The sequence below is a fragment of the Puia dinghuensis genome (assembly GCF_014642875.1).
GTDB lineage: Bacteria > Bacteroidota > Bacteroidia > Chitinophagales > Chitinophagaceae > Puia > Puia dinghuensis.
Map to the genome: position 1 here is coordinate 41,898 of NZ_BMJC01000008.1, position 13,195 is coordinate 55,092.

Here is a 13,195-nt window from a genome sequence, read left to right on the forward strand (position 1 = left end):
GCTCAGGCATCCCTACTCCGTTCTCAAACTCTCGACAGGATCAGCCACCGCAGCCCTTATCGAGTGAAACCCAACCGTGACCAACGTGATGATCACCGCGGCGCTGGCGGCAAGCGGAAACACCCACCACGCAATAGGGGTACGGTAAGCAAAGTCCTGCAGCCACTGGTGCATGGCAAACCAGGCGACGGGGGAGGCGATCACCAGCGCGATAACAACAAGGCGCAGGAATTCCTTCGACAGCAGGGCGACGATGGTCGAGACAGAAGCGCCGAGCACCTTGCGGATGCCGATCTCCTTAGTGCGCTGGAAGGTGCTGTAAGCAGCGAGACCGAGCAGGCCGAGACACGAGATGAAGATCGCCAGCAACCCGAAATAAAGGAAGACACGCTGAAACCGGTCTTCGGACGCATACAGTTTTGCAAAATCATCATCCACGAAAGAATATTCGAAGGGACGACCGGGGACCAGCTGCTGCCAGCGGTGACCCAGGGCGGCAACGGTCTGCGGGATATGGTCCCCCGTTATCCTAACGGAGATCATACTATACCACCCCTGGTCCATCACGCGGAATGCCAGGGGTTGAATCGCCTCCTGAAGTGATCTGTAGTGGAAGTCGCGCGCGACGCCGATGATGGTGCCATCTACGCCCCACATATTGAACTTCCGGCCCACGGCTTTTGTGGGGTCGGCATAGCCAAGGCTACGGGCTGCGGCTTCGTTTAATATGAGGGCCTTGGTGGAGTCGGTGGAAAAGTCGCGGGAGAACGTACGACCGGCGGCCATCCGTATACCATAGTGCGGAAAGAAATCGAAGTCGACGACATAGAAGTTGAGGTTGGCGCCCTGCATATCGCCTTGGGGATTGGCGATGCGGAGAAACCAGTTGGTGGGGCTATTGCCTGGAACATAGTTGGAGTAGGCGACCGCCTTTACGCCGGGGATGGCCGAGAGTTCGTGCCGCAACGGCTCGGTGTTTACCCGCACTGCACTGTCGCCATGGTAATTGATGGCGATCTCCTGGTTCTTGTTGAAGCCAAGCTCCTGGTCTTGCATGTACCGTAGCTGGTTGTAGACGACGATGGTGCCGATGATGAGAGCAGTGGAGATGACGAATTGGAAGACAACGAGCACCTCGCGCAACCGCAGCCCTTTACGGCTGGAACCGAAGCGGCCTTTGAGCACTGCGACGGGGTTGAAACCGGAGAGGACCAGCGCGGGGTAGATACCGGCGATGACGCCGATGCCAATGGCGATGCCCAGCAGGAGGGCGACATAGCTGCCCGCGCCAAAGGCCTGCAGCGGGATGTCTTTACCCAGGAGAATACCGAACAGCGGATGGAGGGCATTGCATAACGCGATGGCCAATACGAAAGCGAGGAGGCAAAGCAGGATAGACTCACCGAGAAACTGCAGGGTGAGTTGACCGCGTACGGCGCCAATGGCTTTCCGGATTCCGACCTCGCGTGCGCGCTCTGCCGCCCGGGCCGTGGCGAGGTTGACGAAGTTGATGGAGGCGATGAGAAGGAGGAAAACGCCGACGATGGCAAAGACGTCGGTATTGCTCTTGCTGCCGGTGGGCTCGCCAATACCGTAGTTGTTGAGTGTCGGACCGAGGTGGATTTTTTTCAGCGGCTGCAGGTGGTAGGTATAGGACATACCGGTTGCCTTTTCTACGTCGGCGGCCTTTTCTTTTACAAAGGGTGGTAAGCGGGCTTCGAGGCGGGTGGGGTCAGCACCGGGGCGCAGGAGGAGAAAGGTGAACCAGCCGAAATTCCCCCAATTATGGTCCCAGTTGCCATAGAGATGATCGACGAACGAGGTCATGGAAAAAAAGCAATCGCTATGGAAGCTGGCGTTGTCGGGAATGTTCTTCATGACGCCGGTGACTCTGAAGACGTACTTATGATCGACGAGCAAAGGCTGGCCCATCGGATCGGCGGAGCCGAAATATTTTTGGGCGCCGGCTTCAGACAATACCACGCTGAAGGGGTCACGGAGCGCAGTCTTGGGGTCGCCTTTGAGCAGCGGGAAAGCGAAAATGTCAAAAAGGGTGCTGTCCGCGGCGATAATGTTATTCTCTTGAAATCGTTTCTCACCGTGCTCGAGGAGGCCGTTCTGATAAGAGATGCGAGCCTCGGTCTCTACTTCGGGGAAGTTAGCTTTTATGGAGGGACCGGCAGGACCGGAGCTCAGTCCCGTAGGCAGGAGTTCGGTCTGGGTCCGGGTGTCGCAGATGAGACGATAAATGCGATCTGCCTTGGGGTTGAATTTGTCATAGCTGCGCTCGAAGCTGACATAGGAAAAGATAAGAAGGAAGGAGGACATACCGACAGCCAGACCAAGCAGGTTGATCGCGGAGAAGACGCGATGACGCCAAAGGTTGCGGATGGCGATGGTGAGATAGTTTTTAAGCATGCCCGGGAATTTGCAAAGTCGCTGCCAAGACGGTGCCAGGATTGCAGGGTGCTGATAACGAAGGGGAAAGGGGATTTCCCTCGAGGGCGATTGTTCGCTTATGATACGCCAGGTGTGCGGGCCAGCACCTCCTCCATTCTACTACTCCTCGACCCCTTTATCAGCACCCACGCACCTTTCAGCCCGGCGCCGCCATACCATTTCGCCGCCTCGGCACTATTAGCAAAACTCAAATAAGGATGCTCCACTTTCAGGAAATCCCCACCAACGAGCACCACCTGCGCCCACGGATACTCGCCGATCAGCTCAACGATACCCCTGTGCTCATTCACACTCTCGGGGCCCAGTTCGGCCATGGCGCCAAGTACCAGTACCTTTTCACCGCCATCCGTCGCGAGCCGCGCAAAATTTTCGATCGCCGCCCGCATCGAAGAAGGGTTGGCGTTGTAGGCGTCGAGGATGATATGGTTGCCGTCGCGCTCGATGAGCTGACTGCGGCTATTGGAAGGCGTGTATTGGGTGATGGCCTGGCGGATTTTCGCATCGGACACGCCAAAATGTTTACCGACAGCTACCGCGACAAGGACATTCGGTAGGTTGTAGTCGCCAACCAGCTGTGTGGGAACAACGCCGGCAATCGCGCCCCGCGTGATCTCCACATGCAGGAAACTGTCTTCGGAAGGCGCAACCTTACCGACAACATCTGCATCCGCCGTCCCATAGGTAATGATGTGTGGAATGCCACGGCTCATCTGGCGCAAGTCCTCGCTGTCGCGAAACACAAAGGCGGAGCCTCCCTCATCCCGGAGATAGTCATACAATTCACCTTTGCCTTTCCTGACGCCATCGACACCGCCAAAACCCTCGAGATGAGCACGGCCGATATTCGTTATAATGCCATGAGTAGGCAGGGTATAACGGCAGTAACCCTCGATCTCCTTCTGATGGTTGGCGCCCATTTCGATAACGGCGAACTCGGCATCGCGGTGCACCGAAAGGATCGTTAGCGGGATACCGATATGGTTATTCAAATTTCCTTTTGTCGTATACGTCTGAAAAGTGGAAGCGAGCACCGCATGGATCAGCTCTTTTGTCGTGGTCTTCCCGTTGCTGCCGGTGATGGCGATAAAGGGGATATCGAAATGCCGCCGGTGATAGAGCGCGAGCTGGTGCAGCGTAAACAACACATCATGAACTTGTATGATCCGATCGTTGGCCACCGGGGTGGCGGATACCGATGGACTGACCACCGGTTCGTCGACAATAGCGTATGCGGCTCCCAATTCGAGGGCCCGGAGGGCAAAGGCATTACCGTTGAAGTTGGGGCCTTTTAAGGCAAAGAAGAGATCGCCTTGTTTCAGTTGACGGGTATCGGTCTGGACCGAGGGATAACGCTGATAGAGGTCGTATAGCAATTCGATGGTCATGAGCAAACGTACACAAAAATACGATTTGGCATGCAACAATCCGGCGGGGCAGGGGTCTTTCCAGGGAAGGGGCGCGCCCATAGCTTTAACCATCAAACTGACATCTATGATAAAAAACTATCTAAAGATCGCTCTGCGCCAGCTGCGGAAGCAGCGCTTTTATTCGGCGATAAAGATCGGGGGCTTTGCACTGGGCATCGCCACCTGCCTGCTGATGACTTTGTATATCCAACACGAAACCAGCTTCGACAAGACTTATCCCAATGGCGACCGGCTTTATCGGGTGTATGCCGCTTGGCACTACCGGGGCCAGGATGAAAAAGACGTCGCCCAGTCACCGGCCACGGCACAGGCCTTCAAGGCCGAATTGCCGGAGGTAGAGGCAAGTGGCAGAATAATGCCGTATCCGTTGTTCAACGGCGCGGGCAGCAATGAAGTGATGCCGGAGAACAAGACCCAGGACACGTACGAACAAGGGTTTGCGTATATGGATCAGTCATTGTTGGACATGTTCCAACTACCGATGGTATATGGCGATCGGTCACATGCACTGGCCGAACCCAACACCATCCTCATCTCCAAACGCAAGGCAGACAAATACTTCCCCGGTATCAACCCCGTCGGCAAGCTGCTTTATCTCAATAACGATAAACAACATCCCTACAAGATAGGCGGGGTCATGGCCGATCTCCCTCCCAACTCGCATCTGGACTACGATTTTTTCCTGACCCTCACCGGGAAGGAGCTGTGGAAGGGCGAGCAGACTTCCTGGATGTCCCAAAACTACGATACCTATGTCCTGCTCAGACCCGGTGTCCCGCCGCAACAGCTCGATGCGAAGATGGACCAGGTGGTAAAGGGACACTGGCTCCCGGCCATGCAACAGGCGGGTACCCCGAATATCCAGGAGCTGCTCGGTGCGCGGCACATGCATCTGCAACCGGTAAGCCATATCCATCTGGATTATGACATCGGCGACAGCCTGTCACACGGCGACATCCGGTTCGTCTGGCTCTTTGGTGCGGTTGCAGTACTTATCCTGGCGCTGGCCAGTATCAACTTTATCAATCTCTCGACCGCGCGCAGCGCCAACCGGGCAAAGGAAGTAGGGCTGCGGAAGGTGGTGGGCTCGCTGCGGATAGGGCTCATACAGCAGTTCCTGATCGAGTCGCTGGTGTTGAGCTATTTTGCTTTCCTGCTGGCGCTGGGTCTTGCGCTGGTAATGTTGCCGCTGTTCAACCGGCTCGCGGCGACGGCCCTGCATATTCCCTGGACGCAGTGGTGGCTGCTGCCCCTGTTGCTGCTGGCGGCGACGTCGATAGGGGTGTTGTCGGGACTTTATCCGAGTTTCTATCTGTCAAAGTTCCGCCCGGTAGAAGTGTTGAAGGGACGCATCAGCAGTGGCAGCCGCCATTCGAGCCTGCGCGGTGTGCTGGTGGTCTTCCAGTTTACGACATCGGTGATCCTCATCGTGGCGACGGTCGTCATCTACCGCCAGATGCAATTCATCATGAACAAAAAGATGGGCTTCGACAAAGACCAGGTAATGCTCATCGAGGGCGCCGGAACGCTGGATAAACAACTAAAACCGTTCAAGAACCAACTGCTGAACATACAGGGGGTAAAGAGCGTCTCGTTAGCAGACTATCTGCCGGTCAGCGGCGGCAAGCGGAACAATAACCAGACTTTCATCGCCGGCCGGCAGAAGATCGACCCGTCCGTGGGCGCACAGACCTGGCGGGTCGACCCCGACTATGTAAAGACGTTTGGAATGAAACTCGTCGCGGGCCGGATGTTCTCCTACGACATCGCCTCCGACACGACGGGGGTGGTAGTCAACGAGACCCTGGTGAAGAAACTCGGCATCAAAGACCCTATCGGCAAGGAGATCTTCACCTGGTATGATCAACATATCATCGGGGTGGTGGCCGATTTCAATTTCGAATCGGTGAGACAGGAGGTGGGACCCGTCGTGCTCCACCGGGGCGACTGGGCAAACACCGTGGCCGTAAAGATGAATACGGCAGACATCGCATCCCTCATCAAACAAGTGCGATCGGTATGGAAGAGCTTTTCGCCGCACCAGGAGCTGCGCTATACCTTCCTCGACGAAAGTTTTGCCCGGATGTATGCCGATGTGCGACGGATGGGGGACATCTTTACGAGTTTTGCCAGCCTGGCCATCATCATCGCCTGCCTGGGCCTCTTCGGCCTCTCCGCCTTTATGGCCGAGCAGCGCGCTAAGGAGCTGGGCATCCGCAAGGTATTGGGGGCAACCGTGGGGCAATTGGCGGGGCTGTTGTCAAAAGATTTTTTGCGGCTGGTGCTCATCTCCATCTTTATTGCCTCACCCATCGCCTGGTGGGGAATGCATCGATGGTTGCAGGATTTTGCCTATCGCATAGATATCGGAGTGTGGATCTTCGCAGCGGCGGGGGCGATGGTGATCCTGGTGGCGCTGGTGACGATCAGCTTCCAGGCGTTGAAAGCGGCGGTGGCCAATCCGGTGCACAGCCTGAAAGCCGAATAATAAAAGCGAAGGGGCCCCCGCGGGGCCCCTTCTTTATGGTTGGCTATATTCGTTCTTATTGTTTCCGGGTATTCTGACGTCTTTGCTTGTAGTTGACACCGGTTTGACGACCATTACCTGCCGGGCTGCCTACGCGGTCCATAGCGCAACGGAAACCGATAGTGCTGTTGGACTGGTCTTCTTCAAGGAAGCGGCGGGTGCCGGGGCTGAGCCAGTAGGGGCGATCGTTCCAGCTACCACCTTTTACAACGCGGGATTTATTGCTGATCAGCGTGGTCTTTCCATAGCCGTAAGAGATGCCGGCAATAGTAGAGTCACCGTCGAGATAGTTGATGACATCGCTCTTCTGGTAGTTGCGGCGGCCCTGGGATTCAGAGTCGGTCATATAACGCATCTTGATACGGCCAAGGCTGTCGCGTTCGGCCTTGCCTTCCTTACCATAATCAACAGTATTGAAGTGGTTGCCACGATAGGGAGAGACGTCGTCGGCGTCCTGGCCAGTCATCGGGCGATAGACGTCGCCTACCCACTCGCTCACGTTGCCGGACATGTTATAAATACCAAAGCCGTTGGGGAAGAAAGATTTTACGGGGGCGGTGTATACGGCGTTGTCATTCAGACCACCGGCCACACCCATGTTATCACCGGAGCCGCGTTTGAAGTTCGCCATAAAGGTACCCTGCCAGCTGCCGTGACGCGTGTCGCGGAGGCCGTTGACGTTGTTGCTCCAGGAATAGACCTGTTTGTTGGCGATCAGCTCTTCACCACGCTGCTTGTCCTTGAAGCTCGGCAGCGGGTTCTGATTGATATAACCAAGAGCGGCATATTCCCACTCGGCTTCCGTTGGGAGGCGGTAGTTGGGAAGAAGGATACCGTCTTCGAAAGTAACCTGGGTACGGGGCGTACCGTTGGGGTTCTTCAGCGGGTTGCTCTTCGACCTTGCGCGCTTGTCGGGAGTAGCCTGGAATTCACCCATCAGGTAAGCCTTGGTGTTGAAGTTCTCTTGACCGAGACCCTGCAGGTTCTTAACCGCATTTTGGTTGATATAGCCACGATCCATGAGGAGTTTCTCGTTCACGCGATCGCTGCGCCAGAGGCAGAAGTCGTGGGCCTGTCTCCAGGTCACGCCTACCACCGGATAGAAGTTATAAGAGGGGTGGCGGAAGTAGTATTCTACCATCGGCTCGTTGTAAGCCAGTTCGCTGCGCCAGCACAGGGTGTCGGGCAGGGCGGCTTCTCTAACGGCTTTGTATTCATCGGCGTCAAAAACGAGGTTGATCCAGTACAGGTACTCGCGGTAGTGGATGTTTGCAACTTCGGTCTGATCGATGTAGAAAGAGTTGACAGTCACACGTCTAGGTACGTTATTCCAGTCTCTCATCACATCTTCTTGGGTGGCGCCCATGGTGAATGTACCACCCTGGACGAATACCAGCCCCGGACCGGTGTGCTGTTCTTTTTCTTTGGATACCTGGAATCCACCCATCTTGGAGTCATTATAGTTCCAGCCAGTAACGCTGGATTGCTCCGGTTTTTTGTGACAGGCAGCAAAGAGGGAAACGGATGATACCAGGATTGCTAGGTTTTTCAGATTCATAACTTGACGCATTTAATAGCCGTAAAGAGTAAAAACGCCGCTCGAGGGTGAATTATTGTATAAAAATACGTGCCGAATTTATCCACAGTTGCCGGTAAGAGCGAAAGTTTTAATTTTGGGCCGCCAGGAGTATTTTGCGTGCGGTGGCATGGGCTTTGTTTCGCTACAGACCGCGCCGGACGCACAATAATTTCCACAAGAACCCGTTGGAAGAGGATTGCCGAACGAACGTCGAATGAAGGACTAGCGGAGATTGGACAGAAGATGGTCGCGTCAACGCGCAATGTATTAAGAATCATTAATTTAGCCGCCTATATCGCAAATCTACATTTCTAAAGGCTTTTTCTGACGGGACCCCACTCCCTTAGCTATGGCCTGCCGGTTGCTAAAAAATCCAGCATCCCGGGAAACCATGTTCGCAAATTTTGCGTGTTGTAAAAAGAAAATTTAAAAAGCTCATGAAAAGATTTTACCAGGGATTAGCTGCTTTATTAATGTTAGTCTTTGTGTGGCAGAACGGTGCGTTTGCGCAGACTGCAAATACGCTGAACGTAACTACGACTGCGGTGCCTTTCCTAAGAATTTCCCCCGATGCCCGGGCCGGCGGTATGGGTGACCTGGGTGTCGCCACCTCGCCCGACGCCGCTTCCACCTTTTACAATCAATCCAAGATTCCTTTTGCAAAGAAGGATATCGGTCTCGGCCTGACCTATACGCCATGGCTTAAAGACCTGGGGCTCAACGATGTATACCTCATCGCCTTCTCCGGCTACAAGAAGCTGGACGTCAACTCGGCGCTGTCGGCTTCGATTCGGTATTTCAGCCTGGGTAACATTGAGTTCACCGACTACAGCGGTCAGACATTGGGCACCGGTCACCCCCGCGAATTCAGCTTCGACCTGGGCTATTCGCGGAAACTGGCCGACAAGCTGAGCATCGCCCTGGCCGGCCGCTACATCTACTCCAATCTGGCTTCGGGATATGCCGCCAGCGGAAGCACCTATCAGCCCGGCAAGACCTTTGCAGCCGACATCTCCCTGTTCTATCATGGGGCGACAGACGATAAGGGCGGCTGGAATTTCGGTCTTGCGCTGACCAATCTGGGTGGGAAGATCGGGTATACGAATTCTGCGGTTGAAAAAGATTATATCCCCGCCGATCTCGGCCTGGGCGCCACCTATACGATGGTCTTCAACGAAGACAACAAGCTGATGGTGGGTCTCGACATCCACAAGCTGCTGGTGCCGGTGCCCCCGGCTGCAACGGGTAATGATTCGGTAGACAATATCAATCTGGCGGCGTATCATAACAAGGCGATCACGAGCAGCTGGTTCAATAGCTTCAGCGGGGAGAACCAGTTCAAGAGCCTGCAATTCTCGGTGGGCGCCGAATATGCCTACCAGGATCAGTTCTTCTTCCGGACGGGTTATTACTATGAGGATCCGACGAAGGGCGACCGCAAATATTTCAGCGTGGGTGTGGGTTTGAAGTACAATGTGATGGGGCTTAATTTCTCTTATCTCGTTCCGTCGGGCAGCGGCACGAACCGCAATCCGCTGTCGAATACGCTGCGCTTTGGGTTGACGTTCGATCTGGATAGTAATGGTGATAATAATACGAATACACAGAGTTCGACGAATTAAATTCGATATAACCTATCTTTATGCGGTCCCGGGCGAAGCCCGGGACCGCACTTTTAACGGACCACGGGTCCGTTGGCCGAAGGACGACACAGTCGAGCCCCCGCGAAGACTGCGAACGAGGAGGAGCGAGGAACGAAGCTCCGCCGAAGTTCTCGGTATAGCGCGGCGGGTTATTTTTGCCAGAAACCCGCAAGCGATATACATATGCGTATTGGATTCGGAATAGACTTTCATCAGATGGCCGAAGGCCGCGCTTTCTGGCTTGGCGGGGTGCAGATCCCTTCTACAAGGGGGGCGGTAGGACATAGCGACGCGGATGTGCTAATCCATGCTATCTGTGACGCCCTGCTGGGGGCGCTGGCGCTGGGCGACATCGGTCAGCATTTTCCCAATACCGATGCCGCTTATAAAGATATCGACAGCAAGATCTTACTGGTCATGACGTGGGAGATGATAAAGGTCCGCGGGTATCGCGTGGTGAATATCGACAGCACGGTGACGCTCGAGGCGCCGAAGATCATGAAGTATGCCCCGGCGATGCGCGAGACAATGGCCCGATCGTTAGAGATCGCGGTGGAGGATATTTCCATCAAGGCGACGACGACGGAGCAGATGGGATTCGTCGGCCGCGGGGAAGGGATAGTGGCGTATGCGGTGGTTCTCCTTGAGCGGATTTAAGGTCAAGGACCTTAAATCCGCTATATTTGCGCCATGTCAGGAAAAATCAAGGTCAAGATCATCAATCAATCTCCCAATGCCCTGCCCGAATACGCGACGGAAGGGTCGGCGGGTATGGACCTGCGGGCACATCTCGACGCTCCGCTGGTGCTGCAACCGCTGGAAAGAAACCTGGTTCCTACCGGTTTGTTCATCGAACTCCCACAGGGTTATGAAGCGCAGATCCGCCCCCGCAGCGGCATGGCGATAAAGCAGGGCATCACCTGTCTCAACACTCCGGGAACGATAGATTCCGACTATCGCGGGGAGATAAAGGTTATCCTGATCAATCTCTCACAGGAGGCGCAAACGCTGCATCCGGGCGACCGCATCGCGCAGATGGTGGTGAGCCCCGTCGTCCAGATCGGCTGGGAAAATGTAGAAACAATAAGTGAAACGGCCCGTAATGCCGGCGGATTCGGGCATACCGGTAAAATATAATACATGCACAAATTTGTTGGAGCGACAGTCAGGGGGCGGGGAATTGCAGCGTGGCTTTCAGGGAGTGGGATCGCGGCCATCAGACGGGGGGGGATTGTCGTAGCAGCGATCGTCGTCTGCGGGATACTCATCGGTGGCATAACGGCTTGCCGCAGCACAAAAAAGATCAGGAAGGCGTTGGTGACGTCGACGACTGCCCGCAAGGATACGACGGGTGAAGCCGCGCGGGCCGCTACCGCACCACCGCGCGACGCTCATGCCGACTCTATGGAGGTGATCCGCCAGGCACTCGCCGGTCTGAACAGCAACCATATCGACTTTGCCACCTTTTCAGGCCACATGCACGTGCACTACCAGGGCAGCGACGGCAAGGATTATGAGTTCAACGCCGTCATCCGCATAAGGAAAGACAGCATGATCTGGATGTCCATCAATGCTACGCTTGGCATCGAGGCCTTCCGCCTGCTGATCACCCGGGACAGCGTGAAGATCCTCGACAAGCTGAAGAAGACGGTGAGGCTGCGAAGCGTGAGCTATCTCCAGGAGCAGGTACACCTGCCGGTGGATTACCAGACGCTGCAGGACATGTTGATGGGCAATCCCCTCTTCCTGGATACGGCGCATATCCTTTACTATCGGACGGAGAAGAAGGGGATCACGCTGTTTTCGGTGGGCACGCTTTTCACCCATCTGCTGACGCTGAACAATGACTATACGCTGCAACACAGCAAAGTGGACGATACGGACCCGCTAAGCGTCCGGACGGGGGATTTCACCTATGGAGATTATGATAACTCGCGTTTTTCCACCTACCGCAAGATCTCGGTAGCCGAACGGTCGAAGGTGGATATCGAGATGAGTTTCAAGCAATACAAGTTTAACGAACCTTTAAGCTATTCTTTTTCGATCCCGAAAAATTATAAACGGAGATAAGCGTTATGGATGCGGCAGGAGCTCCGCTCCCGCCGCATCCGGCTTTCACGGAAAATCCATAAATTGAGGGATATGCGGAAAAAACTCCTTGTTGCAACGTTGTTTGCGCTGGCCATCGGCCCGCTCGCTGCCCAGCAGCCGACGCAAAGTCGCGCCGATCTCGAAAAAGAGCGGGCGGCCATCCAGAAAGAGATAGAGGATGTAAGGCGGTCGCTCGACGAGACGCATACCCACAAGCGGGAGACCCTGGGGCAGCTGGCCCTGTTGCAACGCCGCCTCCACCTGCGCGAGTCCGCCATCCGCAATATTAACCAGCAGCTGGATGTGGTACAGGGCGACATGAACGAGTCGTGGCGCGAGATACTGAAGCTGCGGGCCGAACTGGACACCCTCCGCAGCCAGTATGCACAAAGCATCGTCTTCGCCTACAAGAACCGCAGCAGTTATGACTTCCTGAATTTTATCTTTTCCGCAACGACCTTCAACGACGCGCTGCGCCGCATTCAATACCTTAAGTCCTACCGCGCCTACCGCGAAGAGCGGGCCGAAAATATCCGCCGCACGCAGGAGCTGCTCCAAAGCAAGATCGACGGGCTGAAGGTGACCCGCCAGGAGAAGGAAGAGGTGCTGAAAAAGCAAAGCAGGGAGCGGGCGATCCTCGAGGACGAAAAGAAGGAAAAGGACGCAGTAGTGAACAAGCTGCAATCCCAGGAGAAAGAGCTGAAGAAGCAGATGGCCGCCAAACAACGGCAGGACGCTAAGCTCACCGCGGCCATCAATGCCGCTATCCGCCGTGCGACGGCCGCGGCCATGAAAGAGGCCGCAAAAAGGAATGCCGAGGCAAAGGCTGCTGCCGATAAAGCTGCTGCTGCTAAGGCAAGCCGCCCCGATAACAGCAGTGAGGCCGACGTGACCCCGGCCACGCTGAATACGGTGAAGTCTCCGGCCAAGACGGTGTTCTCCAGCGAAGAGGACATGCACCTGACGGGTGACTTCGAGATCAACAGGGGACGATTACCCTGGCCGGTATCCGGGACGATCTCCATGTCGTTTGGCCGCCATGAATACATCAAGGGCATCTGGCATGACAATGCGGGCATCACGATCGACGTTACGTCGGGCGCCGCGGTAAAAGCCGTTTTCAAAGGCGAAGTGCAGAGTGTGTTCAGCGTGGGCGATGTGAATGCGGTGATGATCCGTCACGGGAAATACTTTACCACGTATAGTAATCTCTCCACCGTTTCGGTCTCGAAGGGCGAACAGGTGAACACCGGTCAGATCCTCGGCCGGGTGGGCGATGTGGGGCAGCTGGAGTTTGTGCTTTCCAATGAGAAGGGGACCAACCTCGATCCGGAGCGGTGGTTGAAGCGGTAGCCGGAGCGCGCCAGGGATCGGCGGGAAAGCCCGGAGCCCATCCGAGCGATAGCGAAGGATGCGACCGAGGAGACGCGTGGCGAAGCAGCGTCGACGAAGGTCTGCGAGGGCGAGG

General features: G+C 55.6%; 9 protein-coding genes. 6 read left to right on the forward strand and 3 right to left on the reverse strand.

The annotated features are described in order from the left end of the window. Positions 1-12: 12 nt before the first annotated feature. Together IEY39_RS28160 and IEY39_RS28165 are read right to left on the reverse strand one after the other, a co-directional pair. Positions 13-2,418, reverse strand: coding sequence for an ABC transporter permease (locus IEY39_RS28160; protein WP_188937953.1), 2,406 nt, complete (start codon positions 2,416-2,418; stop codon positions 13-15). Between the two features lie 98 nt (positions 2,419-2,516). Then, on the reverse strand, positions 2,517-3,938 hold the full coding sequence (locus tag IEY39_RS28165; protein ID WP_229689125.1) for a UDP-N-acetylmuramoyl-tripeptide--D-alanyl-D-alanine ligase: 1,422 nt from the start codon (positions 3,936-3,938) through the stop codon (positions 2,517-2,519). A gap of 13 nt (positions 3,939-3,951) precedes the next feature. On the opposite strand from IEY39_RS28165, the gene IEY39_RS28170 reads away from it, so the two are divergent. Then, positions 3,952-6,375, forward strand: coding sequence for an ABC transporter permease (locus IEY39_RS28170; RefSeq protein WP_188937955.1), 2,424 nt, complete (start codon positions 3,952-3,954; stop codon positions 6,373-6,375). Between the two features lie 55 nt (positions 6,376-6,430). On the opposite strand, the gene IEY39_RS28175 is transcribed toward IEY39_RS28170, so the two are convergent. Beyond that, the gene (locus IEY39_RS28175; RefSeq protein WP_229689126.1) at positions 6,431-7,972 is read right to left on the reverse strand and encodes an SUMF1/EgtB/PvdO family nonheme iron enzyme; all 1,542 of its coding nucleotides are present in this window, start codon (positions 7,970-7,972) and stop codon (positions 6,431-6,433) included. 458 nt (positions 7,973-8,430) lie between these two features. Between IEY39_RS28175 and porV the strand changes: the two genes are divergently transcribed. The 5 genes from porV (at position 8,431) to IEY39_RS28200 (ending at position 13,080) form a co-directional block, all read left to right on the forward strand. Then, a complete protein-coding gene (gene porV, locus IEY39_RS28180; protein WP_229689127.1) occupies positions 8,431-9,615 on the forward strand; it encodes a type IX secretion system outer membrane channel protein PorV in 1,185 nt (394 codons plus the stop codon). A gap of 204 nt (positions 9,616-9,819) precedes the next feature. Continuing rightward, positions 9,820-10,293 carry a 2-C-methyl-D-erythritol 2,4-cyclodiphosphate synthase gene (ispF, locus tag IEY39_RS28185; protein WP_188937959.1) on the forward strand — a complete coding sequence of 158 codons (474 nt, stop codon included), beginning with the start codon at positions 9,820-9,822 and terminating at the stop codon, positions 10,291-10,293. Between the two features lie 33 nt (positions 10,294-10,326). Continuing rightward, a complete protein-coding gene (gene dut, locus IEY39_RS28190; RefSeq protein ID WP_188937960.1) occupies positions 10,327-10,773 on the forward strand; it encodes a dUTP diphosphatase in 447 nt (148 codons plus the stop codon). A 3-nt stretch (positions 10,774-10,776) separates the two neighbouring features. Then, positions 10,777-11,706, forward strand: coding sequence for a lipoprotein insertase outer membrane protein LolB1 (gene lolB1, locus IEY39_RS28195; RefSeq protein WP_188937961.1), 930 nt, complete (start codon positions 10,777-10,779; stop codon positions 11,704-11,706). 72 nt (positions 11,707-11,778) lie between these two features. Beyond that, positions 11,779-13,080, forward strand: coding sequence for a murein hydrolase activator EnvC family protein (locus tag IEY39_RS28200; RefSeq protein WP_188937962.1), 1,302 nt, complete (start codon positions 11,779-11,781; stop codon positions 13,078-13,080). Positions 13,081-13,195 lie beyond the last annotated feature (115 nt).

Excerpts from the sequence above, each read along its gene's own strand:
- ispF (WP_188937959.1), top strand. The coding sequence starts at position 9,820 with ATGCGTATTGGATTCGGAATAGACTTTCATCAGATGGCCGAAGGCCGC.
- IEY39_RS28200 (WP_188937962.1), top strand. The coding sequence starts at position 11,779 with ATGCGGAAAAAACTCCTTGTTGCAACGTTGTTTGCGCTGGCCATCGGC.
- IEY39_RS28175 (WP_229689126.1), bottom strand. The coding sequence starts at position 7,972 with ATGAATCTGAAAAACCTAGCAATCCTGGTATCATCCGTTTCCCTCTTT.
- IEY39_RS28165 (WP_229689125.1), bottom strand. The coding sequence starts at position 3,938 with ATGGTTAAAGCTATGGGCGCGCCCCTTCCCTGGAAAGACCCCTGCCCC.
- dut (WP_188937960.1), top strand. The coding sequence starts at position 10,327 with ATGTCAGGAAAAATCAAGGTCAAGATCATCAATCAATCTCCCAATGCC.
- porV (WP_229689127.1), top strand. The coding sequence starts at position 8,431 with ATGAAAAGATTTTACCAGGGATTAGCTGCTTTATTAATGTTAGTCTTT.
- lolB1 (WP_188937961.1), top strand. The coding sequence starts at position 10,777 with ATGCACAAATTTGTTGGAGCGACAGTCAGGGGGCGGGGAATTGCAGCG.
- IEY39_RS28160 (WP_188937953.1), bottom strand. The coding sequence starts at position 2,418 with ATGCTTAAAAACTATCTCACCATCGCCATCCGCAACCTTTGGCGTCAT.
- IEY39_RS28170 (WP_188937955.1), top strand. The coding sequence starts at position 3,952 with ATGATAAAAAACTATCTAAAGATCGCTCTGCGCCAGCTGCGGAAGCAG.